Genomic DNA, 25,400 nt, shown 5'->3' with positions numbered 1-25,400 from the left:
ACACAGCGGAAGTCTAATAAAACTAAACCTCCTGAAGGGTTTCGCTAAGTATATCCACAGCGGTATCAACATGTTCCTTTTTGACAATTAAAGGTGGGAGAAATCTCAAAATGCTTTCGCCAATCGAATTGAGTATTAACCCTTTTTCTAGGCATTTCGTTGCCACTTTGGGTGCATCCTTGCGCGCCAGCGTCATTCCAATCATTAAACCCACACCACGTATTTCGACGATATCATCCCGTCTTGATTTAAGTTCTTCCAGCCGGTCCTTAAAATAAACCCCTACTTCCGCCGAGTTTTGAACCAAGCCTTCTTCGTCAATTGCGCGCAATGCGGCGATTGCAGCGGCACAAGCCAATGGATTTCCGCCGAAAGTTGAAGAATGATTGCCCGGCTGAAATCCGGTGGCAACGATATCAGACGCTAGACATGCACCTATTGGGAAGCCTCCTCCCAGAGTCTTTGCCAACGTCATGATATCTGGCATTATGCCATAATGCTGAAAACCAAACCACTTTCCAGTTCTACCTAACCCAGTTTGAATCTCATCTAGTATCAAGAGCAATCCTAATTCATCACAAAGTTTTCTAACGCCACGCAGATATTCAAGACTAGCAGGAAAAACGCCCGATTCGCCCTGTATGGGCTCGAGCATTATTGCACATGTGCTCTCAGAAATTGCTGCCTTCAACGCCGTGAGGTCATTAAATGGCACGTATTTGAACCCAGGAACCAATGGTTCGAATCCCTGATGGTACTTCGGCTGTCCTGTCGCAGTTACAGTAGCAAGAGTTCGCCCATGGAAAGACCCCTCTGTTGTTATGATCTCATATTTATCTTCACCACGGTTCTCTTTTGCCCACTTTCGGGCAAGCTTTATAGCTGCTTCATTTGCTTCCGCACCGCTATTGCAAAAAAACGCCTTACCCAAGCCTGAGAGCTCAACCAACCGCTTTGCAAGAACTGCTTGTTGGGGTATGTAGTATAGATTGCTCACATGCATGAGCGTCCCAGCTTGCTCCCTAATAGCCGACACAACGGCTGGTGGACAATGGCCCAAACCATTTACTGCGATACCTGCAAGAAAGTCTAGGTATTCTTTTCCTTCAGCATCCCAAACTTTTATTCCTTCACCGCGTACAAATGCAACTGGCAACCGCCCAACAAAGCGCATCATATACTTGGCATCCATTTCAATCGCAGTCTTTGTATCTATATCTAGCATCGCTATTCCACTTACCCTTTCCTATCTTCTAAACACAAAGAGACAGAGCAAAAGGCTCCGTCCCTTTGTCATATCCAGGCCGGTATGCGGTTTTTGAGCAATCCGGCGTTTTCATGCTAATTCACAGTTGCTATTGTAGTTTATTGTACTCCTATTCTCGCACAAAAGTCAATCACGGTAGAACCGCATGTGCAATTGAGGCACAAACACCAACTGGTAAAGCTAGGTAATCATAGTGCCAATGCCAGTGTCGGTAAATATCTCCATCAGGAGTGCATGGGGTAGCGTGCCATCAATAATATGTGCGCGTTCCACGCCGCCCGATAACGCCATAAGGCATGCCTCCAGCTTCGGAATCATTCCTTTGTCAACCTTGCCGGTTCGAATCATTTCCTCGGCTTCTGATGCCGAAAGCTCCGAAATAAGGCTGGTTTTGTCGTTAAAGTCACGATAAACCCCTGTTACGTCTGTAAGAATGATTAGTTTTGCCGCCTCAAGCGCGCCGGCTAACTCACCAGCCGCGTGGTCTGCATTCAAATTATATGTTTCCCAATCTCTACCTACCGCAATAGAGGATACTACTGGTATATATCCCTCATGAATTAGGGTTTCGACGATTTCGGTGTTTATTTCTACAATTTTGCCAACGTATCCGAGGTCGGCATCTTCAATCTGAGCCTTTTCAGCTACCATAAGATTCCCATCCTTGCCGCTCAACCCAACAGCCTTACCGCCCTGCGAGTTGATAAGTGAGACAATGCTCTTGTTTGTTTTACCAGTAAGAACCATCTCGACGATTTCCATCGTCTCTGCATCGGTAACACGAAGCCCCTTGATGAAGCTCGGCTTTTTGCCCATTCGCTCCATTAATTCGGTAATTTCAGGACCGCCACCGTGGACAAGTACAGGACGCATGCCTACATAATGCATAAGGACTATGTCCTTCATTACGCCTTGTTTAAGCCTTTCGTCCACCATCGCATTGCCGCCATATTTAACGACGATGGTCTTGCCATAGTATTGCCTGATATATGGAAGAGCCTGGACGAGAATTTCTGCTTTTTCGGCGCTAGTACTCATTTTTTTTCTCCCTAACCTTTAAACTTCGGTTTCACTACACTTTCAATAACAAAAAAAATCATGTGGAATTTTAAGTGTGATATTCTGCATTGATTTTGACGTAGTCGTACGAAAAATCGCAGGTCCATATAGTAGCAGACCAATTCTCACTGCCTACGTTCAAAGTTATCAACACATCTTTTCCTGATAGATATTTGCGTGCTTCGGCCTCCGAAAAAACAACAGGCTCTCCGTTTTCAATGATTAAGATATCGCCAAAATACAAACTGACTACATTGGGGTCGAATTCAACGCCTGCTCTTCCCGCTGCTGCTATAACTCGGCCCCAATTTGGGTCGCAACCGAACATTGCCGTCTTAACGAGCGGAGAGTTAGCTATGGTTTTAGCAATTTGGCGGCAGTCTTCAAAGGATTTTGCGCCTTTGACCGTTACGCTGACTGTCTTCGTAGCGCCTTCGCCGTCTGCTGCAATTTGGCGAGCAAGTTTGGTTGTGACAGCATCAAGGTGTTGTTGAAAAACCTGAAAAACCTCATCCTCAGCATTAATTACTGGATTTCCAGCTACCCCATTCGCAAGAATAAATACGCTATCATTTGTGCTTGTGTCGCCATCAACAGTAAGGCAGTTGAACGAGATTTCCGTCGAACGAGATAATGCTATCTGAAGCATTGTGGGTGTAATAGCAACATCGGTGGTAAGGAATGCAAGCATTGTTGCCATATTTGGACATATCATGCCTGCACCTTTAGCAATGCCGCCTATTGTTGCCCTCACCCCACCGATATCAAACTCAACTTCGGCTTCCTTCGGACGAGTATCGGTGGTCATAATCGCCCGAGCTGCTTTCGAGCCGCCATTCTTGCTCAGACTTGAGACTGCCAAATCAATGCCTTTTAATATTTTTTGCATTGGCAGACGCTGTCCTATGACGCCAGTGGACGCAACAAACACATCTTCCTCCGGCACGTTCAGTCGGCTTGCCACCTCGACAATCATACGCCTGGCATCTTCTATTCCGACCTTACCTGTACATGCATTTGCATTGCCGCTATTTGCGACAATTGCCCGAGCGGTTGCCCTGGGAATTCGCGAAATGCATACCTGAACCGGAGCGGCTTTAAATACGTTTTTTGTAAAGACACCAGCTATCGAAGCAGGTTGTTCCGAAACTATGAGCGCCAAATCCTCGCCTTTTTCTTTGATTCCAGCGCGCACCCCTGCTGCTAAAAAGCCCTTTGGCTTGGTTATTGAACTAGGATATTCTATCATGGAAACACCGCCGGACGATCAAGCGCAGTCTTTTCGTCAAAACCGCACATCAGGTTCATATTTTGCACTGCTTCGCCTGCCATGCCTTTGACTAGATTGTCAATAGCAGAAATTACAACCACACGCCCTGTCCTTTCGTCGACTTTTAAACCAATCTGACAAAAGTTCGAACCATACGTGTTTTTTGTAGCTGGATATTCGCCCGCATTTAGGACTACAACGAAGTAATCATCTGCATAATGTTGCCTGTAGATGTCAACGAGATTTTCTGTTGTCATATTAGTGTCAATAAGCCTAGCATATGCGGTTGTAAGAATACCTCTAGTGATTGGCACTAAGTGGGGCGTGAATGATATGGTTACTTGGCATCCAGCAATCGAAGTAAGCTCCTGCTCAATTTCAGGGGTATGTCTATGGACACCAACGTTATATGGCTTCATGCTCTCGTTAAGCTCAGGAAAATGGAAGTCGAGTTTATGAGCCATGCGCCCTGCGCCTGAAGCACCAGTTTTCGAATCCACAATGATTGTATCTGGGTCCACAAGCTTCTCTCTTAGCAGAGGCATTAGAGCCAAGATTGCACCCGTTGGAAAGCAACCAGGGTTGGCAATCAATTTCGCCTGGGCAATTTGACTTCTATAGAGTTCTGGCAACCCGTAAACCGCTTGCTGAATCAATTCGGGTGATTCATGCTTAATTTTATACCACTGCTCATAATTTTCGGGGTTGCGAAGTCGGAAGTCTGCACTCAAATCAATAACTTTGATTCCAGTGTCAAGAAACCGCCTAGCATGTTTCATTGCCCACCCGGGATGTTGAGCAATAAAAAGTATGTCGCATTGCTCGATCGCTGTGTTTGGGTCGTATACCTCGCAGTTGGCATCAAGGATGCCTTTAAGTCCTGGACATACATCTGAAATGCGCACAGGCTTCTCAAGCTCTGAACATAAATATGTTAGCTTGACATGTGGGTGATTAGTAAGAATTCGTACAAGCTCGCCGCCGCCGTATCCTAATGCTCCAATAACACCTACTCTTACCATTTCTTAAATCTTTCTAAGATGAAAATAGACGCTAAAGAAAATGCGGATGGAAAAATGATACCACACGGACGCCGTTTTATCAACAAGAGGAAGGATTCGTCGCTTGCCATATTCGGAGAGTTATGATCTTCGGGCGGCAACAAGTGTATTATAATAGAGAGGTTTTGTTAGAAGATTGTCGATAGCAACTCCTCCTCGCGATGATGATGAATGGATAAATAAACCATTGCCAATGTAAATACCGCAGTGGTCAATCGCGCCACCTTTGCATGCAAAGTAAAGCCGGTCGCCAGGTTGGAGGTCGCTTGCATTGACAGGAACGCCTACACTGGCTTGCTCACGTGCTGTTCGAGGGAGTTCTATACCATGGCTTGCAAAGACAGCCTTAACAAAACCTGAGCAGTCCAATCCATTCCAAGAGTAACCACCCCACCGATAGGGAATGCCAAGGTATTTAAGCGCTGTGTTAACAATTTTAGGGCCAAGTCCATTTGGAAGGTTCTTCTGGCCTATAACATTGTAATTTAGAAGGCTTACTTTGCTCTTTTCAATCCAGCCTGTACTGCCATCAATCATCAAGACACCATACCAATTGGGGCTATCAGCGACGATTGCAAGATATGAACCCCTGGGACAGGTAAATAGCTGATATCCTTTCTTTGTAGGAGCGCGCATGATATTTGCATTTGCCGCCTTGACAACCCCTACTCGACCGATTACGACTTCCTTGTTTGTGGTTTGCCGTGCACTTAGAACTCTTGCTTCATATTTTGCTGAGTTCTCTCTAGTAGCGCCGAGTGTCTCGTGGTTCAAACGAAGATTATCCTTCTGCTCCTCGGCAGGGGGATCAAGGGTAATGGTAAGCTGCCCATCGGCATATACACTGCCGATTATTAGGAATGCTGAAAAGGCAAAATAGAATATGATATTTTTTGCCAATAGTTCAATTCTCCTCATAGGCAAAGAAACATTTTCAGTTTATAGTATACCAGCTCAAAATTGGATTGAAGCGCTGCCTTTCAAATTATCGGCTTGGTTGAGGCATGAACTTTAGCAAGTACAAGTGCTAGATGTATTTGAAATATAGCACATCACTTCTTAACATGCAAATGGGGCGAAACCTCGGCTCTATAAATCGTTTAACTCATTACGAAAGCCGATGCTTCGCCCCTTAATTCGCAACCGAATCTTTTCTATTGCAAGAAACGGCCAGATATTTTAACGCTTCGAGAACTGGAATCCGCGGCGCGCACGCTTCCTACCGTACTTCTTGCGCTCCTTTACTCTTGGGTCGCGTGTGAGGAAGCCCATTCTCCTCAATAAAGGCCGCAGTTCTGGGTCGGCAACAACGAGAGCTTTAGAGATGCCATGTCGGATTGCTCCCGCCTGACCAGAAATGCCGCCGCCAAGTACATGTGCTATGACATTATATTTCCCGGCGACATCCACAGCTTCCAACGGCTGTCGGATGATCATTTCGAGAGTCTTGCGCCCGAGGTACTCGGCGGCCGGGCGGCCATTTATGGTTATAATGCCCTCCCCAGGCGTTAACCATACTTTTGCCGTTGCGTTTTTTCTATGGCCTGTTGCGTAGTATTTAACCTGCTCTACCAAGACCGTGTTTCCTCCTAAATCTCAAGCGCCTCTGGCTTCTGTGCCTCATGAGGATGTTCGGCGCCTCGATAAACTTTGAGTTTCCTAAAAATTTTCCTACCTAGTGCATTATGTGGAAGCATCCCTTTAATCGCTCTTCTGATAAGCTGCTCCGGCTTTTCAGAAAGCATTTTGCCATAAGTCGTGCTCTTTAAGCCCCCCGGATAACCCGAGTGCCAATATATGGGCTCGCCTGCCTTTTTGCCTGTTAGGACTACTTTTTCTGCATTTATAATGATTACATGGTCTCCGGTGTCTACATGCGGCGTAAAGATTGCCTTATGCTTGCCACGCAAAATCTTTGCTACCTGAGAGGCAAGACGACCGAGCGGCTTACCAGCAGCATCGACTACGTACCACGTTCGTTGTATTTCCTGCGGCTTTGCCGTATAGGTTTTCATGTAAATCCTCCCGAAACTATAACGAATAAAAATGCAAAAACTTTTTAATAATCCACTTTGACCAAAAATAACCCTTGCGGCGGCGCTGTTAAACGCACTGCTTGTCGATTTCTAGCTGCCAAAATCTCAACTATCCCTTCTACAGGAAGTATTCCCTGACCAATTTCGACCAGCGTGCCAACGATAGCGCGCGCCATGCCTCTTAAAAATGCATTCGCTTTGATTTTGATAAGAACAAGATCTTTTTGCCGCCAGATACGACATTCGCAGAGATTTCGAACAGTGCTCGCACCAGCCTTATCAGGCATTCCAAACGAAGCAAAGTCGTGAATGCCAATAAGCTTTTGCGCGGCGGCAATCATTTTCTCAATGTCCAGCGGTTGAATTATCTGCCAAGTATATCGCTCGAGAAGCGCAGACGGAATCTCGCGGTTTAGAATCGAATACACATATGTCCGCGCCTTTGCCGAATACCTAGCATGAAATTCATCCGAGACTTGCTCGACTGTCTTTATCCTAATATCTTTTGGCAGTATGCCATTAAGTGCGGGGCGGAACCTGTCTATCGGTATGGTGCCCCCAGCACGAAAACTGATTACTTGCCCTGTCGCGTGGACTCCCGCATCAGTTCGACCTGCTCCAATAACTCTAACCGGCTCGTTAAGGAGCTTGCCGAGAGCAGCTTCAAGTTCTCCTTGAACTGTGCGTACCTTCGGCTGCTTTTGAAATCCGAAGAAATCGGTACCGTCGTAATCTATGACAGCCTTGATATTGCGCACGACGTGTCTTGTTTAGCTAACTTCACCGTTGTCTAGTCAGTAGCAAGCTCTATTTTAACCATTGGAGCAGCATCGCCCCGTCGGAAACCAAGTTTTGTAATTCTGGTATAGCCCCCAGGTTTCTCGGCAACTTTGGGAGCAATATTATCAAAAAGCACTTTGACCAGATTTTCGTCGTTCAGCCATCTGCGTGCCTGTCGTCTAGCATGCAGGCTGTCGGTCTTCGCGATTGTTATAACCTTTTCCGCTATGCTTCGCAGGTCTTTTGCGCGAGCTTCTGTTGTCTGGATTTCTCCGCGCTCGATCAGAGCACGCAGAAGGCTCTTAAGTAGAGCCATTCTTTGGTCGCTAGGTAATCCAAATTTTCTCCATGCTACTCTATGTCGCATTTTAAAAACATTCCCTTTCCAAGAACGCTAAGGCTGGACTACATTCTCAAGTTATTCTTATTTGAGCTTAGTACTCAGCTTCAGCCTCCTCGCCTTGTTCCGATTCTATATCCTCGGTTGCCGATTCACCGCCTACCTTTTTGAGACTTAAGCCCATCTGCGCAAGCTTTTCTTTTACCTCTGCGAGCGATTTCTTACCAAAGTTCCTGATGCCCATTAAATCCTGTTCACTAATTTGTACTAGCTCGCCAATTGTCATAATATTTGCTTTCTTAAGGCAGTTATATGTCCGAACTGAGAAGTCTAGTTCCTCAATTCTTACATCTCTGACTGCAGGCTGGGCTTCATCGCCGACTGTTCCTTGAGTTACAGGTGATTCCTCTCCTGCGCCTCCTGCAAAGTCTCTAAACAACCGAATATGCCGCTCAAGTATCTCTGCAGACTTGCCGAGAGCATCTTTCGGCGAGATTGCACCGGTTGTCCAGATCTCTAATATGAGACGCTCGAAGTCCGTTCTGTGGCCTACTCTTGTTGGCTCTACAATAAAGTTTACTTTTCTAACAGGAGTAAACGCAGCTCCGACTGGAATTACGCCGATTGTTGACTTGACTCTCTCGTGTTTTTCAGGCAGTACATATCCTTTGCCAAGCTCCACGGTCATCTCCATGGAAAGACCAGCCGATTCGTCGCTGATGGTTGCTATGTGGAGCTCTGGGTTAACAATTTCAACCTCGGCAGGCGTGCGAATATCGGCACCGGTAACTTCTCCTGCGCCTTTTACATCAATCCATATTGTTTTAGGCTCTGATCTGCCCGCTCCATCATGGTGGAGCTTTATATGAAGGTCTTTCAGGTTCAGAAGAAGCTCCGTTGTATCTTCCTTTACACCCGGTATTGTTGAGAATTCGTGCAATACCCCCTCGATTTTAACGGAGGTAATAGCCGCACCGGGGATGGATGACAGTAATATGCGCCGGAGCGAGTTACCTAAGGTTGTTCCAAATCCTCGCTCCAGAGGTTCGACAAGGAATTTGCCATATGTATCTGTCTGAGACAAAGCCTCTATGCGCGGCGTAATTGCTTCCATATCTTCATCTCCATTATCTTGAATAGAACTCGACGATTAGTGTTTCATCAACCTGAGTGTCTATCTCTTCCCGAGTAGGTAATCGCAGTACCCTACCCTTTTTTGCTTCCGCGTCGAGTTCGAGCCAGGGTGGTACTCTGCCCGCAGTTGCTTGAAGAGATTCCACGATGGGAATAATGTCCTTACTTTTAGGCTTAACTTCGATGACATCGCCCGGTTTGACAAGATAGGAAGGTGTGTTAACCTTTTGTTCGTTAACCAGGAAATGTCCGTGGCTTACGAGTTCACGTGCCATCGCTCGAGAAGATGCGAATCCCAGCCTGTAAACTACGTTGTCAAGCCTTGACTCCAGCAACTGGAGCAGTGTTTCGCCAGTAACACCCCTCCTGCGTATAGCCTCTTTGATATAGATTCGAAGTTGTGTCTCTCTGACGCCATAGATTCTGCGCAGTTTCTGTTTTTCTCTAAGCTGAGCTCCGTACTCTTTTATCTTGCCTGGACGTGTCTGACCATGTTGACCGGGAGGATAGCTTCTCCTTTCAAAAGAACACTTTCTTGAATAGCAACGCTCGCCTTTCAGGAAAAGCTTCATGCCTTCCCGACGACACATCCTGCAAACAGCTCCAGATGTAACAGCCATTGTCTATCTTCTCCTAAACTCTTCGCCTCTTGGGTGGCCTGCACCCATTATGTGGAATAGGCGTAACATCTTTGATCGAGCTAACATCCAGTCCAACCGCCTGGAGTGAACGAATTGCAGTCTCTCGACCTGAGCCTGGGCCTCGAACATAAACGTCAACTCGCTTAACTCCATGTTCCATTGCCTTGCGGGCACATGACTCCGCCGCCATCTGCGCTGCAAATGGCGTACCTTTTTTAGTACCTTTAAAACCAACAGTACCCGCGGAAGCCCAAGCTATAACCTCACCCTTGGTATCGGTGATAGAAACGATTGTATTATTGAATGTCGATTTGATATGGGCGATCCCTTGAGCAATGTTTTTCTTTTCTTTTGGTTTGCCTTTTGCGGCTGCTGCCTTTTTAGCCACGCCCGGGATACCTCCTTATTTCTTCTTCCTCTTGACTCCGACGGTTCGTCGCGGACCCTTGCGGGTGCGTGCGTTTGTGCTGGTTCTTTGCCCTCTTACCGGCAAGCCACGACGGTGTCTCAGCCCTCGATAGCAACCAATCTCCATGAGACGCCTTATATTCATTGCAACCTGCCGCCGAAGGTCTCCTTCTACGCGGTATTCGCGTTCGATAACTTCTCGGAGTTTGCTAACCTCGGACTCCGTTAAGTCACGTACTCGCGTACTTGGCTCGACGCCCGTCTGCTCTAAAATCTTGCGGCTGCTTGAGGGCCCAATGCCATAAATATAAGTGAGCGCCACGTCAACCCGCTTATCGCGGGGTAGATCTACACCTGCTATTCTAGCCAAACTTTACACCTCCACCTACCCTTGCCGCTGTTTATGCTTGGGGTTTACGCAAATCACCCGCACGACACCTTCGCGTCGGATTATTTTGCATTTGTCACAAATTTTCTTCACAGAAGCTCTAACTTTCACTATCTGCCTCCATTTGCTTGCTCTTTTTGCTTTTCTTTTAACAAAGCCGGCGCAGATTTTTTATTATACATAAAAACTAGTCTTTTATCAAGGTCTGCTCTGTTTATTTTAACGCAGGGATTTCTTCCCCTTCCCGCAAAGTAAGGATATCTGGTCCCTTTGATGTAACTGCGACAGTATGCTCAAAATGAGCCGAAAGGCTTCTATCTTTCGTTACTATCGTCCATTGATCTTGGAGGCTTTCTACCTGGTAGCCTCCTGCATTCAACATTGGCTCAATGGCCAAAGTCATGCCTTCCTCCAAACGCGGTCCCCGCCCTGGACGGCCAAAGTTCGGCACTTGTGGATCTTCGTGCATACTTCGGCCGATACCATGTCCAACTAAATCACGCACAACTGAGAAGTTGTTCTTTTCAGCGTGCTCTTGGATTGCTGCTGAAATATCAGTAAGTCTATTACCTACCCGTGCCTTTGCAATCCCACAGAATAGGGCTTCCCTCGTGACTCTTATCAATTTCGCAGCTAGCGGAGAGATTTCGCCTACGCCTACAGTTATCGCCGAATCGGCATGATAGCCTTCCACGATAGCGCCAATGTCAATTCCGACTATATCACCTTCTTTAAGTACTCTTGGGCCAGGTATCCCATGAACCACTTCTTCATTTACTGCAACACATATCACCGCTGGGTAGCCACGGTAACCCTTAAACGATGGTGCAGCGTTCCATTTTTCTAGAATTGAAGCCGCTAGCTTATCAAGATCGGCAGTGGTAGTTTTGTTTGGGATTATTGAAGCCTCAAGCTGCGTTAGTGCAGCTGCAACTACCCGCCCAGCTCGGCGCATTTTTTCGATTTCTTGCTTTGTTTTAATTATTATCATGCCAATCGGCTTAGATGGACTGCACTGAAAGGCTGTGGCTTTGTCTTATTGGCATATAACCACCGACAAAACCCCGGTCCGAACTATGCGCCTTTAAACATCACCACTTCCAAGAATCTTTTCAACCCTAGCAAATATCTCTTGAACCGCTCCTACTGCTCTTACTGTCTTTAAAATGCTTTTTTGGCGGTAGTAATCAATTAATGGTTCTGTTTGATTTTTATAGACCTGCAGCCTCCTGCGCACGGCTTCTGGTTCGTCGTCAGGTCGGGTTACTAACCTACCACCGCATTTGTCGCAAATTCCATCCTCTTCCCTAGAGGTTAAATTATTAACATTGTATACGGCGCCGCATTTCTTGCAAACACGACGCCCGCTGATTCTGCGAACTATTTCCTCTTCATCAACTTCGAAACAAAGAACAGCATCCAATTCTTGGTTGCGCTTACGAAGCTCCTCGTCGAGCGCTTCTGCCTGAACTACCGTTCGCGGAAACCCGTCAAGCATGAATCCGTTTTGGCAATCAGGCTGTTGGATGCGCTCCACTACAATGCCAATCACGATTTCGTCCGGCACTAGTTCGCCCTTTTGCATATACTCCTGGGCTCTACGTCCTAGTTCCGTGCCTTGTTTTACTGCTTCTCTTAGAATATCTCCTGTTGAGATATGCGGTATTTTATATTTTTTAGAAATAAGCGACGCCTGCGTGCCTTTACCTGCTCCGGGCGGCCCCAATAATACTAACCTCATTTACTTAATGAATCCCTCGTAATGCCTCATGAGAAGCTGAGCTTCAATGGCTTGCATTGTCTCAAGTGCCACACCAACTACAATTAGAAGTGATGTACCACCAACTAGGTAGAATGTCTGTATTCCTGTAAGCTGAGGCGCCCAATATTGGAGCAGAGCGATAATACACAAGAAAATCGCGCCTCCTAGCGTTATTCTCGTCATTACGCGGTCAAGGTATTCTAGCGTCGGCTTCCCAGGTCTGATTCCAGGTATAAATGAACCATATTTCTTCATATTTTCGGCAACTTCAGGCACATTGAACTGCACAGCCGTATAGAAATACGTGAAGAATATGATAAGGGCGGCATAAACGATTGCTGCCCAGATGCTCGCACCAGGTGAGAATAAATGAGCTATATACCTAACCGTCTCTCCGAATTTTCCGCTACCTGCAAATTGCGCAATGGTAGCAGGAAACATCTGTATCGAGATTGCAAAGATGATTGGGATAACGCCTGCAGAGTTTACCCGCAGCGGCATGTACGAAGTTGCCCCGCCATATACTTTGTTGCCGACAACTCTTTTTACATGCTGAATAGGTATTTTTCTCTGCGCTTGCTGAACGGCAACAATTCCCACGATGGTGCCAATGAACAGTACTATTAATGCCACAACTTTTGGAATTGGGTATGCCCCACCTTGAATCATTTGTATTGTGCTCATTATTTGCGGCGGCAAGCTAGCCACAATTCCAACAAAAATCATCAGCGACACACCATTGCCAATACCCTTATCCTGAATCTGTTCGCCCATCCACATTAGGAATGCTGTTCCTGCTGTAAGGGTTACGACGATCTGGGTGAAGTGCCATGGTGACGCCTGAAGAATGCCGCTACGCTGAAGCATACTGTTCATTCCCGCAGCCTGAAATGCCGCCAAGACGACCGTGAGATAGCGAGTATACTGCGCTATCTTTTTCCTTCCATGCTCTCCTTCTTTTGCCATAGCTTCGAGGCTAGGTACAGCGACCGTCAGGAGCTGCATGATAATGGACGCGGTAATGTAGGGCGCGATTCCCATTGCAAGTATTGTATACTTCTTTAACGCGCCGCCTGAAAACACGTCAACCATTCCCAGCAAGCCGCCTTGCTGGAACAGTTCCGCCATTTTTTCGCGATCAATACCCGGAACAGGTATGTGCAGTCCGATAACAAAGACTGCGAACATACCAAACACGAATAATATTCGCCTCCGCAGGTCGGGAAGCTTAAATGCTGCGATAATGGATTGGAGCAATTAAATTACCTCCGTTGTTCCACCTTTAGCTTTGATTTTTTCTTCAGCTGTTTTGCTAAAATAGTGTGCACGCACCGTTATTGCTCTATCAATATCTCCTCGCCCCAAAACCCGAAGGCCTTCTTTAAGATCTTTTATTATCCCTTTTTCCAGAAGAAGCTCTGGCGTTATGGTGTCTTCGCTTAGCTTTGCCAATTGGTCTAGATTAACGATGGCGTATTCTTTTTTGAATATGTTTGTAAAACCACGGCGTTGGGGCAGCCTGCGATGTAGAGGAGTTTGGCCGCCTTCGAAGCCCAGGCGTATTTTTCCTCTAGCCTTTTGACCTTTCGTTCCTTTACCCGCAGTCACTCCATGGCCCGAGCCTATTCCCCTTCCAACGCGCTTCCGCCGGTGGACGGCACCAGGTGCTGGCTTTAGCTCACTTAGTCTCACTTTCTTTGCCTCCTACCGCATCATTTTCAACCGGCTCTACTTCCACAAGATGAATAACCCTCTTAACCATCCCGCGGATTTGCGGATTATCCGGTTTTATAGTTGACGAGTTTAGTCGCCTGAGACCTAGCGCCGTCAGGGTCCGCCGCTGTTTTTCACTATAGCCTATGGGACTCTTTTTTAGAGTAATTTTAATCATTTGACTCGTCCTCCGAAGCAGCCAACATTGCTTCTTCTTTCTCCTCACTTGCCGTCTCGAAGCTAGGGGTTGTTTCAGTAGTAGCCATTACAGCTAGGACACCCTTCGGAAGAAGTTCTTCGATAGACTTGCCCCTCATTTGGGCAACCTGCTCGGCTCTTTTAAGCTTTCGCAGGCAGTCTATTGTCGCTCTCGCAGTGTTTATGGCGTTTGGTGAACCTAATGACTTTGCCAACGCATCACGAATGCCTGCCACTTCGAGGATTGGCCGCACCGCCCCTCCCGCTACAATGCCAGTACCTGGGGATGCCGGCTTTAAAAGTACCATTGACGCACCAGCTTGTCCTATCACATCATGAGGGATTGTCGTGCCGACCAATGGAATTTCTATTAGGTTCTTTTTCGCATCCTCAACGCCTTTGCGTATAGCGTCAGGAACAGCACGTGCCTTGCCTAAGCCTAAGCCGACATGGCCTTCTCCGTCACCAACCACTACCAGAGCATTCCAGCTGAGGGTGCGACCCCCTTTATGAGTTTTCTGGACCTTGTTTGTCCGAATAACCCGCTCCTCCAGGTTCAGCTTATCTGCTTCGATTCTCGGCATAAAATCCTCCTAGAATTCCAATCCGCCTGCTCTCGCAGCCTCCGCCAGGCTTTTCACCCTGCCGTGATACTTATAGCCACCGCGGTCGAATACCACTTTCGTAATTTTCTTTTCTTTGGCACGCTGCGCCAGCAATTCGCCAACGGCTTTCGCAGCTTCTACAGTTCCCCCACTCTTGATCTTTTCCTTAATTTCTTTGTCGAGTGTGGACGCTGAGACCAGCGTTTGGCCTTTTGTATCATCAATTATTTGAGCATATATATTGTAGAGGCTGCGGAAGACATTCAATCTAGGGCGTTCAGGCACACCCATAACGCGCTTCCTTATTCGCTCGTGTCTCTTAAGGCGCATTAACTGCTTTTTATTCATATAGTTAAATACCTCCACTAAGCGCCCTTGCCGCTCTTTCCGACTTTACGACGCACAACTTCTGTTGCATATCTAATACCTTTGCCCTTATAAGGCTCAGGCTTGCGTATCCGACGAATATCGGCTGCCTGTTGGCCAACAACTTGCTTGTCTATACCGCGTACGGTAATGACTGGTATTCTGGTCTCACGACCCTCATATTGCACCGATGTTTGGCCAACCTCAAAAGAAATCCCCGGCCTCGGCTCAACGATAACTGGGTGCGAGTAGCCGACTTGTATGCTCAAATTCTTACCTACCAACTCTGCGCGGTAGCCGGTTCCGTAGATGTGCAGGACTTTCTCGAAGCCTTTTGTTACGCCTTCAACCATGTTGGCAATCAATGTTCGAGTAAGCCCATGAAGCGATCTGTGCAGCCTATCGTCTGAGGGCCGACGCACCACAATACTTTTGTCTTCTATCGCTACATCCATATCGGGATGAATTCTTTGCGACAAAGTACCTTTGGGTCCGGTTACCGTAACTACATTGTCCGTTATATCTACTTTGACCCCTTCCGGGATTGGAATGGGCATCTTGCCAATTCTAGACATCCTAAGCCCTCCTACCAGACATAGCACAAGACCTCGCCGCCCACTCCTAACCTTCTGGCCTCGCGGTCGGTCATTATACCTTTCGACGTGCTGATTATTGCTATGCCCAGACTGCCAAGAACTCGTGGGATTTCTCCCTTTTTCGCATATATTCGCAAGCCTGGTTTGCTCACGCGCTTCAGGTTTGTAATGACTTTTTCCTTTCGAGGGCCATATTTTAGGTGGACCTTTATTAGGTCATGTGTCTGGCCCTTAACTATTTCATAACTTTTGATAAATCCTTCGGATTGCAGAATTTTGACTATCTCCAGGTTAATCTTCGACATATCAACTTCGGTACTTTCGTGACCTGCTGCATTTGCGTTTCGAATCCTGGTTAGCATATCTGCAATTGGATCGGTAATTGACATAAGTTTCCTCCATGTGCCCTGTGCGCAACTTTTCAAATGCTAGCTGTCAATGCCGAACAGCTTACTCAACCTACTCCAAGCTCACCAGCTGGATTTGGTTACGCCAGGGATGACTCCCTTATGAGCCAATTCTCTAAAGCAAATCCTACAGATGCCGAATTTTCGCATGTATCCGCGGGGTCTACCGCATACACCGCACCTATTATACTTGCGAACCTTGAACTTCGGCGTCTTTTTGGCTTTTTCAATAAGTGCCTGTTTTGCCAACTAGCTCCTCCTTATTGACTACTCTTCTTTCTCTCGCTCTTTCTTGCGTTGCTCAATTATTTGCTGAGCAATATGCGCGGGCACTTCCTCATAGTGCGAGAACTCTGTTTTAAATGTGCCCCTTCCTCTTGCAATAGAGCGCAAATCAATTGCATATCTCAACATTTCCGCTTGCGGCACTATGGCGCGCACCCTCTGCTTTCCACCTGGAAGTGGTTCCATGCCAGAGATGCGCCCACGTTTCCCGTTTAAATCACCGATGACGTCGCCCATATATTCCTCAGGTATTACGACCTCTACATTCAACATCGGCTCCAGCAACACCGGTGATGCTTTCTCTGCCGCATTTTGGAAAGCGAGACTGCCTGCTAACTTAAACGCTAGTTCGGAGGAATCTACCGTGTGGAACGAGCCATCATAAACTGTAGCCCGCACGTCCACAACCGGATACCCTGCCAAAATGCCTCGCTCCATTGCTTCTCGCACGCCTTTTTCGACGGCAGGTATGTATTGCTTCGGGATTGCGCCGCCGACAATCTTGTCTACGAATTCGAATCCCTTGCCTCTTTCCAAAGGTTCGATCTCTATCCAAGCATCGCCGTATTGCCCTCGGCCACCTGTTTGCTTCTTGTGTTTCCCTTGGGCTTTTGCTGCTACTTGAATCGTCTCTCGGTAGGGCACTTTTGGTAGCTGCGTTTCGACCTCCACACCGAACTTTCTCTTGAGTCGATCCACGATTATCTCTACGTGGGTTTCGCCAAGACCCGAAACCAGCGTTTGAGCCGTCTCGGGATCGCGATGGTAGTGGAAAGTCGGGTCTTCGTCAGCCAATTTTGCCAATCCAGTACCAAGCTTGTCCTCATCGGCTTTTGTTTTTGCCTGAATTGCCACGGAATAGACCGGTGGCGGAAACTCTATTGGCTCATAAACAATTGGATTCGCCTTATCGCACAAGGTATCACCAGTGCTAGTTTCAGAAAGTTTGGCAACTGCTGCTATGTCGCCAGCGTGAACTTCCGCGGCAGGAATTTGATTTTTGCCTCTAAGGAAATAAACTTGCCCTATACGCTCTTCTATGCCTTTGGTTGAATTGAAAGCATGCGAATCCGACTTTAATATGCCGGAGTACACCTTAAAGTACGTTAGCTTTCCTACATACGGGTCTGCTAGTGTTTTAAATACAAGCGCCGAGAATGGCTCAGTATCCGAAATCTTCCGTTCGACTTCGGCATTCCTTTGTGGGTCCTTACCTTTGGCAGGCGGCATATCGCTAGCCGCCGGGAAGTATTGGACCATGCTATCCAAAAGAGTTATTGAACCAATATTCTTTAGTGCTGACCCGCAAAATACCGGAACCAGCTTACCTGCTCTAATTCCCAAGCGAACGCCTAGCGCAACTTCCTCGTTTGTGAGTTCTTCGCCTTCAAGGTACTTAGTTACAAGCTCATCTTCATTCTCTGCGGCAGCTTCAACCAAAGCCTCGCGGAATTTTGCAACAGCCTCGGCCATATCACTTGGGATTTCACCCACAGAAGCTTGGTTGCCAGCGCCGGTGATTGCTTTCATGTTAATAAGGTCTACAACTCCCTTGAACGTATCTTGAGAACCAATCGGAAGATTCAAAGGTACAACTCGGGAACCGTAGCGAACCTTTAATGCCTCGTAGACGGCGTAAAAGTCTGCGTTTTCGCGTTCCATTTTATTGATAAAAAAGGCTCTGGGAACGCCATATTCGTCGGCGAAATCCCATGCTGTTTCCACGCCTACTTCGATGCCTGAGACTGCGCAAACAACTATGACCACAGCATCAGATACCCTTAACGCACCTTTTACATCGCCTACAAAATCAGCATATCCCGGTGTGTCAATCAAGTTGACCTTGACGTTCTTCCACTCGCAGGGCGCCATTGTTGCGTTTATACTAATCTTGCGCTTTACCTCATCTGGGTCATAATCAGAAGTGGTTGTTCCATCATCTACCTTGCCGAGCCTGTCTATTGCCCCTGAGGTAAAAAGCAAAGCCTCAGTTAGAGAGGTTTTTCCGCAACCTCCGTGCCCCACAAGTCCTATATTTCGGATAGCGTCCGCCTTATATGTTTTCACGTGATCCTCCTAACGCTCCCTGAATGGCATTCCCATAAGTTTTAATAAAGCGCGAGCTTCCTCGTCTGTTTTGGCAGTTGTTACTATTATGATGTCCATTCCTCGCACTCTATCAATTTTGTCATAGTCTATCTCTGGGAAGACCAATTGTTCTTTTAGCCCTAAGGCAAAGTTTCCGCGTCCATCAAACGAGTCTGGTGAAACTCCGCCGAAGTCTCGAACCCTCGGGAGAACGACATTCAACAGCCTGTCCAGGAACTCATACATGCGGTCGCCCCGAAGGGTAACCTTTGCCCCTATTCGCATTCCTGCCCGGATTTTGAAATTAGCTATGGATTTTTTTGCTTTTGTAACCACGGGGCGCTGACCTGTAATTAGAGAAAGGTCTTGAACAGCCCCATCAAGCAGCTTTGGCTCCTGAACAGCCTGCCCAACACCCATATTTATCACTATTTTTTCTATCCTAGGAACCTCCATGATGTTCTTGTATCCAAACTGCTTCATCATGGCAGGCACTACTTCTTTTTTGTAATACTCTTTCAAACGCGCCATTGTCTGGTGCTCCCTTATACCATATCTATGATTTCGCCGCACTTCTTGCAGGCTCTTACTCGCTTGTTATCTTCAGCAACTGTATGTCCTACGCGAGTAGGTTTACCACATCGAGGGCAGATGAGCATAACCTTTCCCACGGCTAGTGGCGCAGGCTTTTGAATTCTACCGGTCTGTGTCTGCGGCGTTGCTCGCGTTGTTCTTCTTGGCCGCTGATGCCTCGTAACAATGTTGACGCCGTCGACTATAACTTTGCCTTCCCTTGGAAAGGTATGGATAACCTTTCCCCGTGCGCCTTTATCTTTGCCAGCCAAAACTACAACTTCGTCGCCTTTTTTGATTTTGATGCCCATCTTTATCTCCCCTACAGTACTTCCGGAGCAAGGGATATAATTTTCATGAAGTTCTTTTCTCGAAGCTCCCTGGCTACCGGCCCAAAAATCCGTGTGCCACGCGGCTCATTTTGGTTTGTAATAACAACAGCCGCATTGTCGTCAAATCGCAGATACGAACCATCTGGCCGACGTATTGGTTGCTTCGTCCTAACAACAACTGCCCTGACGACATCGCCTTTCTTCACGGCGGCCCCAGGTGTCGCCGACTTTACGGTTCCGATTATTATGTCGCCGACATTTGCAAACTGATTGTTCGAACCTTTGAGCACTCGAATGCACATAATCTCGCGCGCACCCGAGTTATCTGCTGATTTTAAGCGAGTATAAGGTTGAATCATTTTGCCTTCTCCAGAATTCGTGCAACTCTCCAGCGCTTTTCACGACTTAGCGGGCGAGTCTCCGCTATTTCTACAAGGTCACCAACGCTACACTCATTTGTCTCATCGTGAGCTTTTACCTTTTTCGTTCGCCGAATTATGCGTCCGTAAAGGGGGTGACGAATTGCGGACTCGATTGCAACAACGACGGTTTTATCCATCTTGTCGCTTACAACACGCCCGCTTCTTACTTTGCGCCGACCTCTCTGCTTTTCCATATCTTACTAGCGTCCTTTCTCGGCTTTGAGCTCTCGCTCTCGCAGAATTGTCAGTATGCGAGCGATATTCTTGCGTATTTCTCTAATCCGCATGGGATTCTCCAATTGCTTTGTAGCAGCATCACGCCTTGTCAAAAAGAGGTTTCTCCTCTCATCTTGAAGCATGCGCTGCAACTCAGCTTCAGTGCTCTGTCGAAGTTGATCCCTATACTGTGCCCGCTTCATAAACTTCTCCGTAGTCTTTCTTTGTTACAAATTTTGTTGCAATTGGGAGTTTGTGGGAAGCCAATCTCATTGCTTCCTTTGCCAATTCTTCACTCACGCCTGCCATTTCAAATAAGATGCGCCCGGGTTTGACAACTGCAACCCAATACTCAGGTGCACCTTTTCCACTTCCCATTCGAGTTTCCGCAGGCTTTTTTGTTACTGATTTATCTGGAAATACTCTTATCCAGATCTGGCCGCCCCTTTTAATATGCCTGGTCATCGCGATTCGGGCTGCCTCGATTTGGTTGCTTGTTAACCAACAAGATTCCAAAGCCTGAAGGCCATATTCACCAAAGTTTAAGGTAGTACCACCTTTTGCCTTGCCAGCCAACGAACCACGTTGCATTTTTCGATGTTTGACTTTTTTGGGCATTAACATTTTGAGCTACTCTCCTTCTTCGGAACGCGCAGAACGTTTGCCGCCGCGCCGTGGACGACTCTCAACACGCTCTTCGTTTCTTTGCTCTTCTCTTCCTACGCTTAATGGCATGGTTTCGAGTGTTTTAGTCGTCTCTGTTTCAGCCTTTTGACCAGGAAGGACGTCTCCCCGATATATCCAAACCTTAACACCAATGTTGCCATAGGTGGTTCTAGCCTCGGTAAAACCATAATCAATGTCGGCACGCAAGGTTTGAAGTGGTATCTTGCCTTGTTTGTCTGATTCGCTTCGAGCCATTTCTGCACCAGCAAGTCTGCCTGAAACTGTGACCTTTATACCTTTTGCGCCCATTCTCATTGTTCGTAGCACGGCTTGCCGCATTGCTCTCTTATACGAGACTCGCTTTTCAATTTGAGCGGCTATGCTTTCGGCTACTAATTGTGCATCTAGCTCAGGACGTCGGATTTCTTGAACGCTCACATGGACCTGTTTGCCTGTCATCTTCTCGAGTGCAAGCCTCAGCTCGTCAACGCCCTTACCGCCGCGGCCGATAATAATCCCTGGCCTCGCTGTGTGCAGCGTGACCTTTATCCTATTAGCGGCACGCTCGATTTCTATTCTTGAGATGGCAGCGGCGAATAGCTTCTTCTTTATGTATCTGCGAATTTGAATATCCTCAAGCAGATTAGCCGCATACCCCTTATCGGCATACCACTTGCTTTCCCAATCTCGTATGACACCGATTCTAAAACCTATTGGATGAACTTTCTGACCCAATCGTTTATCCTCCTTCGCTACTCCGTTGTCTCCTCGGCTTGCTCTTTCTTTTGGGCTTCCGGCTGAGCTTGCGGAGCAGGAGTTTCTGCAGCCTGTTTCTTCACACGCTGGGCAGGACTTCTGCGCTGCTTGGGCGGCTTAGAAGCCGCTGCCTTCAGGCTCTCATCCTCCTCTAAAACAACAGTAATATGGCTTGTGCGCTTAAGTATTCGGTATGCTCGCCCCATTGCCCTTGGCCGAATGCGCTTCAGCGATGGCCCCTGGTCAACATAAGCACGAGATAGCCGCAAGGCATTTCTGTCAAGATTATAGTTATGCTCGGCGTTTGCAATAGCCGATTCAATTAAGCGAGATATGTATCTCGCCGCTTCATTTGGTACAAATTTTAACAATGCTAGGGCTTCGTTTGCGGTCATACCCCGTACCGAATCCAACACATATCTAGCTTTTCTGGGTGTGACTCTTAAGTAGCGCCCTACTGCTCTTGCCTCCATTTAAAACCTCCAATAATTTGCCAAACGATGAACCAAAGTTAACTTGGACTTCCCCTTAAAAACTTTAGGTAGCCCAAGCTTTGCCAGGTTTACTTCAATGCTGTTGACCTTTCAGTATGGCCACCGTGTCCTCTAAATGTCCTAGTTACCGCAAACTCTCCTAGTTTGTGACCCACCATGTTTTCAGTAATGAACACTGGCACATGTTTTCGTCCGTCGTGAACTGCTATCGTATGTCCTATCATTGAAGGAAAGATCGTAGAACGACGCGACCACGTTTTGATAATCCGCTTTTCGCCCTTGGCATTCATTTCCTCAATTTTCTTCAAGAGCTTCGGATCAGCGTAAGGTCCCTTTTTTAAAGATCTCGCCATTTCTCGACCCCCTATTTCCTTCTCTTGATGATAAACTTGTCGGTTTCTTTGCGATGTCTAGTTTTTCGCCCTAAAGCCGGCTTACCCCAAGGGCTCACGGGTGTCTTGCGCCCAACTGGAGATTTGCCTTCGCCACCACCATGCGGGTGATCTCTAGGCGTCATGGCTACACCACGAACCGCCGGTCTGATACCTAGATGACGCGATTTGCCTGCTTTACCGAGCGAAATGTTCTCATGTTCGACGTTGCCTACTTGTCCGATTGTGGCTTTAGCGGTAAGCAAAACTAGGCGTACTTCGCCCGATGGTAGCCGCAGGTGTGCATATTTACCTTCTTTTGCCATTACTTGTGCACCAGCACCTGCGCTACGCACGAGTTGGCCACCTTTGCCTGGTGTAAGCTCAACATTATGAACGATTGTACCAACAGGAATATTGCTTAACGGCAAAACGTTACCAGGTTTTATATCTGCAGTTGGGCTTGAGATTACGGTGTCTCCCACGTTCAAGCCCAGCGGCGCCAATATATAACGCTTTTCGCCATCGGCGTAGACAACTAGCGCTATGCGTGCCGACCGGTTTGGGTCATACTCAATGCTAACAACCTTGCCTGGTATGCCTTCCTTATCGCGCTTGAAGTCTATCACCCTATAAAGGCGCTTATGTCCTCCGCCTCTATGGCGAGCCGTGACGCGGCCAAGCGAATTTCGCCCACCACTTTTCTTTAGCGGCCGTGTCAGCGACTTCTCAGGTTCTTTTGCCGTTATTTCCTCAAAGGTTGGCACAATCTGAAATCTTTTGCCCGGCGATGTTGGTCTAAAACTCTTAACAGGCATTTGCAATTACATCCCTTCAAAAATTTCAATCTTTTGGCCTGGCTTCAATGTAACGATTGCTTTCTTCCAATCCGGCGTTTTGCCCTCAGGATAGCGGCCAAGCCTTTTCTTCTTGCCTTTAACGATTATTGTATTCACATCCTGAACTTTGACATTGAATATTTGCTCTATTGCTCTCGCTATCTCGATTTTGTTTGCGCGTCGGTTGACGCGAAATGTATACTTCCGCTGGTCTGTTCCAGCGATGCTTTTTTCCGTTACAATTGGGCGCTCAATTATCTGATAAGGATCTTTCATTTTATTTGAGCCTCCTGCAACTTGGCGAGCGCGGCTTTAGTAAAAATCAGAGTATCAGCATTCAAAATGTCGTACACTGAAATTGAAGGCGAGATACGCACAGCTACAGATGGAATATTCCTTGCTGACTTTATGATTGTCTCATCTGGTTCTGCAAGCACAAGCATGGTTTTTCCTGTGCCATCAAGAGCATCGAGAATTTCGACCATTTTCTTTGTGCTAATCTCATCTAACTTAATATCCTCTACTACTTTGATCCCGCCTTCAGCCAATTTGGCAGAAAGTGCCGAGCATATAGCCAGCCTTCGTACCTTTTTCGGCATATCAAGGTCGTAATCCCTAGGATGGGGACCAAACACTACGCCACCATGCCGCCAATGAGGTGCGCGTATGCTCCCCTGCCTTGCACGCCCAGTACCTTTCTGTCGCCAAGGCTTTGCGCCTCCACCGCTGACCTCTGAACGTACTTTTGTATCCGCTGTTCCCCTTCTAATTTTCGCAAGGTGAGCAACTACTGCTGCGTGCACCACGCTTTCGTTTGGCTCAACCTCGAAAATTTCAGGTGCCAAGTTTATTTTGCCTACCTCGGCGCCTTCGGTGTTAAGCACCGCTACCTCAGGCATCTTTGTCCTCCATCCTTTGCTAACCTACAATTATGAAGTCTTAGATACTATAACAAGCCCGCCATTCGCACCCGGAACTGCTCCTTTAATGAGAAGCAAGTTCTTTTCGGGGTCAACTTTGACAACAGTCAGGTTACGGGTAGTGACTTTTTCACCACCCATACGACCCGGCCTCCGTGAACCCTTGAAAGTTCTTGCCGCGTCCGTTGCACCACCGGACTGCGGTTTGCGATGTATCATTGAACCATGGGTCATTGGACCGCCATGGAAATGCCATCGCTTAACAGCGCCGGCAAAACCTTTACCCTTTGAAATACCGGTAACGTTCACTTTGTCTCCGGGCTGAAAGATATCAACTTTGAATTCCTGCCCTACTTGTATGTCGCTTGTATCTTCGACATGCAATTCTCGCAGATAGCGCTTTGGTGAAACCCCGGCCTTCGCAAAATGGCCAGCAAGCGGCTTGTTTACTAGTTTTTCTCGGATTTCACCAAAACCAACCTGAACTGCGCTATAGCCTTCTTTTTCAGGCGTTCGTATTTGTGTTACGACAACCGGACCTGCTTCTATCACAGTAACCGGAACGACGACATCTCCGTCGCCGAAAACTTGTGTCATTCCGATTTTCCTGCCCAATATGCTACTAATCATTTTTACACATTCCTCCATTACCCAGGAGTAACCGAGGTCCTGGCTCAATCACTGGGATTACTTCCAGCTTTAAACCTAACCTCGGTTCTCCGCTACAACTTAATCTCTATATCAACCCCGCTCGGCAGGTCCAGCCTCATTAGCGCATCAATGGTCTTAGGACCCGGCTCAATTATGTCAATTAGCCGCTTATGGGTTCGCATTTCAAAATGCTCCATTGATTCCTTGTCAATATTAGGCCCTCTGATTACACAGAAAATATCCTTCTCAGTTGGCAAAAGAACCGGGCCCGAGATCCTAGCGCCTGTACGACGCGCGGTCTCCACAATTCTTTCAGCAGACTGGTCAAGTATTCTGTGATCGTAGGCCTTGAGCCGAATCCTGACCTTTTCCTTACGCATAAACTGCTCCTCCGACCATTACTCAATCAATGCGGAGATGACACCGGCGCCCACAGTGTGGCCACCTTCCCGAATCGCAAACCGAAGACCTTCTTCCATCGCAATCGGCTGTATCAACTCCGCTGAAAGCGAAACGTTGTCTCCAGGCATTACCATCTCTACACCCTCTGGTAGCGTGATGGTGCCTGTAACATCTGTCGTCCTAAAGTAAAACTGCGGCCGATAACCATTGAAAAATGGCGTGTGCCGCCCACCTTCCTCCTTGGATAATACGTATACCTCTGCCTTGAACTTCGTGTGCGGCTTGATAGAACCAGGCTTAGCTACTACCATGCCTCGCTCTACCTCCTTCCGCTCTACACCACGAAGTAATACT

39 protein-coding genes and 1 pseudogene are annotated in these 25,400 nt (G+C 47.3%); all 40 read right to left on the bottom strand.

Features of this window, described 5'->3' with window-relative positions; translation table 11 throughout:
• Positions 1–22 precede the first annotated feature (22 nt).
• Positions 23–1,225 carry an acetylornithine transaminase gene (locus QHH26_07930; protein ID MDH7481884.1) on the bottom strand — a complete coding sequence of 401 codons (1,203 nt, stop codon included), beginning with the start codon at positions 1,223–1,225 and terminating at the stop codon, positions 23–25.
• Positions 1,226–1,447: 222 nt separating this feature from the next.
• A complete protein-coding gene (gene argB / locus QHH26_07925) occupies positions 1,448–2,305 on the bottom strand; it encodes an acetylglutamate kinase (protein MDH7481883.1) in 858 nt (285 codons plus the stop codon).
• 70 nt (positions 2,306–2,375) lie between these two features.
• Positions 2,376–3,575 carry a bifunctional glutamate N-acetyltransferase/amino-acid acetyltransferase ArgJ gene (gene argJ / locus QHH26_07920; GenBank protein ID MDH7481882.1) on the bottom strand — a complete coding sequence of 400 codons (1,200 nt, stop codon included), beginning with the start codon at positions 3,573–3,575 and terminating at the stop codon, positions 2,376–2,378.
• Positions 3,572–4,618, bottom strand: a complete 1,047-nt coding sequence (argC, locus tag QHH26_07915) for an N-acetyl-gamma-glutamyl-phosphate reductase (protein ID MDH7481881.1) — start codon at positions 4,616–4,618, stop codon at positions 3,572–3,574. The genes argJ and argC overlap by 4 nt, the downstream gene beginning before the upstream one ends.
• A gap of 120 nt (positions 4,619–4,738) precedes the next feature.
• Positions 4,739–5,557, bottom strand: coding sequence for an NlpC/P60 family protein (locus QHH26_07910; protein MDH7481880.1), 819 nt, complete (start codon positions 5,555–5,557; stop codon positions 4,739–4,741).
• Positions 5,558–5,836: 279 nt separating this feature from the next.
• Positions 5,837–6,232 carry a 30S ribosomal protein S9 gene (gene rpsI, locus QHH26_07905; protein MDH7481879.1) on the bottom strand — a complete coding sequence of 132 codons (396 nt, stop codon included), beginning with the start codon at positions 6,230–6,232 and terminating at the stop codon, positions 5,837–5,839.
• A 14-nt stretch (positions 6,233–6,246) separates the two neighbouring features.
• Positions 6,247–6,672, bottom strand: coding sequence for a 50S ribosomal protein L13 (gene rplM, locus QHH26_07900; protein MDH7481878.1), 426 nt, complete (start codon positions 6,670–6,672; stop codon positions 6,247–6,249).
• A gap of 44 nt (positions 6,673–6,716) precedes the next feature.
• A complete protein-coding gene (truA, locus tag QHH26_07895; GenBank protein MDH7481877.1) occupies positions 6,717–7,451 on the bottom strand; it encodes a tRNA pseudouridine(38-40) synthase TruA in 735 nt (244 codons plus the stop codon).
• A 32-nt stretch (positions 7,452–7,483) separates the two neighbouring features.
• Positions 7,484–7,840: a 50S ribosomal protein L17 gene (rplQ, locus tag QHH26_07890; GenBank protein MDH7481876.1), complete on the bottom strand. Its 357-nt coding sequence runs from the start codon at positions 7,838–7,840 to the stop codon at positions 7,484–7,486.
• 67 nt (positions 7,841–7,907) lie between these two features.
• Complete coding sequence (locus QHH26_07885; GenBank protein MDH7481875.1) at positions 7,908–8,927, bottom strand: DNA-directed RNA polymerase subunit alpha; 1,020 nt, start codon at positions 8,925–8,927, stop codon at positions 7,908–7,910.
• Positions 8,928–8,940: 13 nt separating this feature from the next.
• Entirely contained in the window at positions 8,941–9,567 is a 627-nt protein-coding gene (rpsD, locus tag QHH26_07880) for a 30S ribosomal protein S4 (protein ID MDH7481874.1), read from the bottom strand.
• A gap of 13 nt (positions 9,568–9,580) precedes the next feature.
• Positions 9,581–9,985, bottom strand: coding sequence for a 30S ribosomal protein S11 (rpsK, locus tag QHH26_07875; protein MDH7481873.1), 405 nt, complete (start codon positions 9,983–9,985; stop codon positions 9,581–9,583).
• Between the two features lie 6 nt (positions 9,986–9,991).
• Positions 9,992–10,366 (bottom strand): 30S ribosomal protein S13, encoded by a 375-nt coding sequence (gene rpsM, locus QHH26_07870; GenBank protein MDH7481872.1) that lies wholly within the window; start codon positions 10,364–10,366, stop codon positions 9,992–9,994.
• Between the two features lie 15 nt (positions 10,367–10,381).
• On the bottom strand, positions 10,382–10,495 hold the full coding sequence (rpmJ, locus tag QHH26_07865) for a 50S ribosomal protein L36 (protein ID MDH7481871.1): 114 nt from the start codon (positions 10,493–10,495) through the stop codon (positions 10,382–10,384).
• 103 nt (positions 10,496–10,598) lie between these two features.
• Positions 10,599–11,375: a type I methionyl aminopeptidase gene (gene map / locus QHH26_07860; protein MDH7481870.1), complete on the bottom strand. Its 777-nt coding sequence runs from the start codon at positions 11,373–11,375 to the stop codon at positions 10,599–10,601.
• A 93-nt stretch (positions 11,376–11,468) separates the two neighbouring features.
• The gene (locus QHH26_07855) at positions 11,469–12,125 is read right to left on the bottom strand and encodes an adenylate kinase (GenBank protein ID MDH7481869.1); all 657 of its coding nucleotides are present in this window, start codon (positions 12,123–12,125) and stop codon (positions 11,469–11,471) included.
• Positions 12,126–13,403, bottom strand: coding sequence for a preprotein translocase subunit SecY (secY, locus tag QHH26_07850; protein ID MDH7481868.1), 1,278 nt, complete (start codon positions 13,401–13,403; stop codon positions 12,126–12,128).
• The gene (gene rplO / locus QHH26_07845; GenBank protein MDH7481867.1) at positions 13,404–13,838 is read right to left on the bottom strand and encodes a 50S ribosomal protein L15; all 435 of its coding nucleotides are present in this window, start codon (positions 13,836–13,838) and stop codon (positions 13,404–13,406) included.
• Positions 13,825–14,037 carry a 50S ribosomal protein L30 gene (gene rpmD / locus QHH26_07840; GenBank protein ID MDH7481866.1) on the bottom strand — a complete coding sequence of 71 codons (213 nt, stop codon included), beginning with the start codon at positions 14,035–14,037 and terminating at the stop codon, positions 13,825–13,827. The genes rplO and rpmD overlap by 14 nt, the downstream gene beginning before the upstream one ends.
• Before the next feature lie 109 nt (positions 14,038–14,146).
• Positions 14,147–14,641, bottom strand: a pseudogene (gene rpsE, locus QHH26_07835) (30S ribosomal protein S5).
• 9 nt (positions 14,642–14,650) lie between these two features.
• Entirely contained in the window at positions 14,651–15,010 is a 360-nt protein-coding gene (gene rplR / locus QHH26_07830) for a 50S ribosomal protein L18 (GenBank protein ID MDH7481865.1), read from the bottom strand.
• Between the two features lie 17 nt (positions 15,011–15,027).
• Positions 15,028–15,603 (bottom strand): 50S ribosomal protein L6, encoded by a 576-nt coding sequence (rplF, locus tag QHH26_07825; protein ID MDH7481864.1) that lies wholly within the window; start codon positions 15,601–15,603, stop codon positions 15,028–15,030.
• 11 nt (positions 15,604–15,614) lie between these two features.
• Positions 15,615–16,013, bottom strand: coding sequence for a 30S ribosomal protein S8 (rpsH, locus tag QHH26_07820; protein MDH7481863.1), 399 nt, complete (start codon positions 16,011–16,013; stop codon positions 15,615–15,617).
• 81 nt (positions 16,014–16,094) lie between these two features.
• The gene (locus QHH26_07815) at positions 16,095–16,280 is read right to left on the bottom strand and encodes a type Z 30S ribosomal protein S14 (GenBank protein ID MDH7481862.1); all 186 of its coding nucleotides are present in this window, start codon (positions 16,278–16,280) and stop codon (positions 16,095–16,097) included.
• 18 nt (positions 16,281–16,298) lie between these two features.
• The gene (gene fusA / locus QHH26_07810; protein MDH7481861.1) at positions 16,299–18,383 is read right to left on the bottom strand and encodes an elongation factor G; all 2,085 of its coding nucleotides are present in this window, start codon (positions 18,381–18,383) and stop codon (positions 16,299–16,301) included.
• A gap of 9 nt (positions 18,384–18,392) precedes the next feature.
• Complete coding sequence (gene rplE / locus QHH26_07805; GenBank protein MDH7481860.1) at positions 18,393–18,935, bottom strand: 50S ribosomal protein L5; 543 nt, start codon at positions 18,933–18,935, stop codon at positions 18,393–18,395.
• Positions 18,936–18,949: 14 nt separating this feature from the next.
• Complete coding sequence (gene rplX / locus QHH26_07800) at positions 18,950–19,282, bottom strand: 50S ribosomal protein L24 (GenBank protein ID MDH7481859.1); 333 nt, start codon at positions 19,280–19,282, stop codon at positions 18,950–18,952.
• A gap of 17 nt (positions 19,283–19,299) precedes the next feature.
• Complete coding sequence (rplN, locus tag QHH26_07795) at positions 19,300–19,668, bottom strand: 50S ribosomal protein L14 (GenBank protein ID MDH7481858.1); 369 nt, start codon at positions 19,666–19,668, stop codon at positions 19,300–19,302.
• Positions 19,665–19,925: a 30S ribosomal protein S17 gene (rpsQ, locus tag QHH26_07790; GenBank protein ID MDH7481857.1), complete on the bottom strand. Its 261-nt coding sequence runs from the start codon at positions 19,923–19,925 to the stop codon at positions 19,665–19,667. The genes rplN and rpsQ overlap by 4 nt, the downstream gene beginning before the upstream one ends.
• Before the next feature lie 6 nt (positions 19,926–19,931).
• Positions 19,932–20,150 (bottom strand): 50S ribosomal protein L29, encoded by a 219-nt coding sequence (rpmC, locus tag QHH26_07785; protein MDH7481856.1) that lies wholly within the window; start codon positions 20,148–20,150, stop codon positions 19,932–19,934.
• Complete coding sequence (gene rplP, locus QHH26_07780; protein ID MDH7481855.1) at positions 20,131–20,571, bottom strand: 50S ribosomal protein L16; 441 nt, start codon at positions 20,569–20,571, stop codon at positions 20,131–20,133. The genes rpmC and rplP overlap by 20 nt, the downstream gene beginning before the upstream one ends.
• Positions 20,572–20,577: 6 nt before the next feature.
• Positions 20,578–21,348 carry a 30S ribosomal protein S3 gene (gene rpsC, locus QHH26_07775; GenBank protein MDH7481854.1) on the bottom strand — a complete coding sequence of 257 codons (771 nt, stop codon included), beginning with the start codon at positions 21,346–21,348 and terminating at the stop codon, positions 20,578–20,580.
• A gap of 17 nt (positions 21,349–21,365) precedes the next feature.
• Complete coding sequence (gene rplV / locus QHH26_07770; GenBank protein ID MDH7481853.1) at positions 21,366–21,842, bottom strand: 50S ribosomal protein L22; 477 nt, start codon at positions 21,840–21,842, stop codon at positions 21,366–21,368.
• Positions 21,843–21,931: 89 nt separating this feature from the next.
• Positions 21,932–22,216: a 30S ribosomal protein S19 gene (rpsS, locus tag QHH26_07765; GenBank protein ID MDH7481852.1), complete on the bottom strand. Its 285-nt coding sequence runs from the start codon at positions 22,214–22,216 to the stop codon at positions 21,932–21,934.
• 11 nt (positions 22,217–22,227) lie between these two features.
• Positions 22,228–23,052 (bottom strand): 50S ribosomal protein L2, encoded by an 825-nt coding sequence (gene rplB, locus QHH26_07760; GenBank protein ID MDH7481851.1) that lies wholly within the window; start codon positions 23,050–23,052, stop codon positions 22,228–22,230.
• Positions 23,053–23,058: 6 nt separating this feature from the next.
• Positions 23,059–23,349 carry a 50S ribosomal protein L23 gene (gene rplW, locus QHH26_07755; protein MDH7481850.1) on the bottom strand — a complete coding sequence of 97 codons (291 nt, stop codon included), beginning with the start codon at positions 23,347–23,349 and terminating at the stop codon, positions 23,059–23,061.
• On the bottom strand, positions 23,346–23,972 hold the full coding sequence (gene rplD / locus QHH26_07750; protein ID MDH7481849.1) for a 50S ribosomal protein L4: 627 nt from the start codon (positions 23,970–23,972) through the stop codon (positions 23,346–23,348). Before rplD ends, rplW begins: the two co-directional genes overlap by 4 nt.
• Positions 23,973–24,002: 30 nt before the next feature.
• Entirely contained in the window at positions 24,003–24,623 is a 621-nt protein-coding gene (gene rplC / locus QHH26_07745; protein MDH7481848.1) for a 50S ribosomal protein L3, read from the bottom strand.
• A gap of 92 nt (positions 24,624–24,715) precedes the next feature.
• Positions 24,716–25,024, bottom strand: a complete 309-nt coding sequence (rpsJ, locus tag QHH26_07740; GenBank protein ID MDH7481847.1) for a 30S ribosomal protein S10 — start codon at positions 25,022–25,024, stop codon at positions 24,716–24,718.
• 18 nt (positions 25,025–25,042) lie between these two features.
• Positions 25,043–25,400 (bottom strand): elongation factor Tu (gene tuf / locus QHH26_07735; protein MDH7481846.1); only part of this gene is annotated, 358 nt, incomplete at its 5' end.

Source organism: Armatimonadota bacterium (genome assembly GCA_029907255.1).
Classification (GTDB): Bacteria; Armatimonadota; UBA5829; order DTJY01; family DTJY01; genus JAIMAU01.
This window is presented reverse-complemented; position numbering and strand designations above follow the sequence as displayed.

Excerpts from the sequence above, each read along its gene's own strand:
- QHH26_07930 (MDH7481884.1), bottom strand. The coding sequence starts at position 1,225 with ATGCTAGATATAGATACAAAGACTGCGATTGAAATGGATGCCAAGTAT.
- argB (MDH7481883.1), bottom strand. The coding sequence starts at position 2,305 with ATGAGTACTAGCGCCGAAAAAGCAGAAATTCTCGTCCAGGCTCTTCCA.
- argJ (MDH7481882.1), bottom strand. The coding sequence starts at position 3,575 with ATGATAGAATATCCTAGTTCAATAACCAAGCCAAAGGGCTTTTTAGCA.
- argC (MDH7481881.1), bottom strand. The coding sequence starts at position 4,618 with ATGGTAAGAGTAGGTGTTATTGGAGCATTAGGATACGGCGGCGGCGAG.
- rplM (MDH7481878.1), bottom strand. The coding sequence starts at position 6,672 with ATGAAAACCTATACGGCAAAGCCGCAGGAAATACAACGAACGTGGTAC.
- rplQ (MDH7481876.1), bottom strand. The coding sequence starts at position 7,840 with ATGCGACATAGAGTAGCATGGAGAAAATTTGGATTACCTAGCGACCAA.
- QHH26_07885 (MDH7481875.1), bottom strand. The coding sequence starts at position 8,927 with ATGGAAGCAATTACGCCGCGCATAGAGGCTTTGTCTCAGACAGATACA.
- rpsD (MDH7481874.1), bottom strand. The coding sequence starts at position 9,567 with ATGGCTGTTACATCTGGAGCTGTTTGCAGGATGTGTCGTCGGGAAGGC.
- map (MDH7481870.1), bottom strand. The coding sequence starts at position 11,375 with ATGATAATAATTAAAACAAAGCAAGAAATCGAAAAAATGCGCCGAGCT.
- QHH26_07855 (MDH7481869.1), bottom strand. The coding sequence starts at position 12,125 with ATGAGGTTAGTATTATTGGGGCCGCCCGGAGCAGGTAAAGGCACGCAG.
- rpmD (MDH7481866.1), bottom strand. The coding sequence starts at position 14,037 with ATGATTAAAATTACTCTAAAAAAGAGTCCCATAGGCTATAGTGAAAAA.
- rplR (MDH7481865.1), bottom strand. The coding sequence starts at position 15,010 with ATGAATAAAAAGCAGTTAATGCGCCTTAAGAGACACGAGCGAATAAGG.
- rplF (MDH7481864.1), bottom strand. The coding sequence starts at position 15,603 with ATGTCTAGAATTGGCAAGATGCCCATTCCAATCCCGGAAGGGGTCAAA.
- rpsH (MDH7481863.1), bottom strand. The coding sequence starts at position 16,013 with ATGTCAATTACCGATCCAATTGCAGATATGCTAACCAGGATTCGAAAC.
- rplE (MDH7481860.1), bottom strand. The coding sequence starts at position 18,935 with ATGGCGCGTTTGAAAGAGTATTACAAAAAAGAAGTAGTGCCTGCCATG.
- rplN (MDH7481858.1), bottom strand. The coding sequence starts at position 19,668 with ATGATTCAACCTTATACTCGCTTAAAATCAGCAGATAACTCGGGTGCG.
- rpsQ (MDH7481857.1), bottom strand. The coding sequence starts at position 19,925 with ATGGAAAAGCAGAGAGGTCGGCGCAAAGTAAGAAGCGGGCGTGTTGTA.
- rpmC (MDH7481856.1), bottom strand. The coding sequence starts at position 20,150 with ATGAAGCGGGCACAGTATAGGGATCAACTTCGACAGAGCACTGAAGCT.
- rplP (MDH7481855.1), bottom strand. The coding sequence starts at position 20,571 with ATGTTAATGCCCAAAAAAGTCAAACATCGAAAAATGCAACGTGGTTCG.
- rplV (MDH7481853.1), bottom strand. The coding sequence starts at position 21,842 with ATGGAGGCAAGAGCAGTAGGGCGCTACTTAAGAGTCACACCCAGAAAA.
- rpsS (MDH7481852.1), bottom strand. The coding sequence starts at position 22,216 with ATGGCGAGATCTTTAAAAAAGGGACCTTACGCTGATCCGAAGCTCTTG.
- rplB (MDH7481851.1), bottom strand. The coding sequence starts at position 23,052 with ATGCCTGTTAAGAGTTTTAGACCAACATCGCCGGGCAAAAGATTTCAG.
- rplW (MDH7481850.1), bottom strand. The coding sequence starts at position 23,349 with ATGAAAGATCCTTATCAGATAATTGAGCGCCCAATTGTAACGGAAAAA.
- rplD (MDH7481849.1), bottom strand. The coding sequence starts at position 23,972 with ATGCCTGAGGTAGCGGTGCTTAACACCGAAGGCGCCGAGGTAGGCAAA.
- rplC (MDH7481848.1), bottom strand. The coding sequence starts at position 24,623 with ATGATTAGTAGCATATTGGGCAGGAAAATCGGAATGACACAAGTTTTC.
- rpsJ (MDH7481847.1), bottom strand. The coding sequence starts at position 25,024 with ATGCGTAAGGAAAAGGTCAGGATTCGGCTCAAGGCCTACGATCACAGA.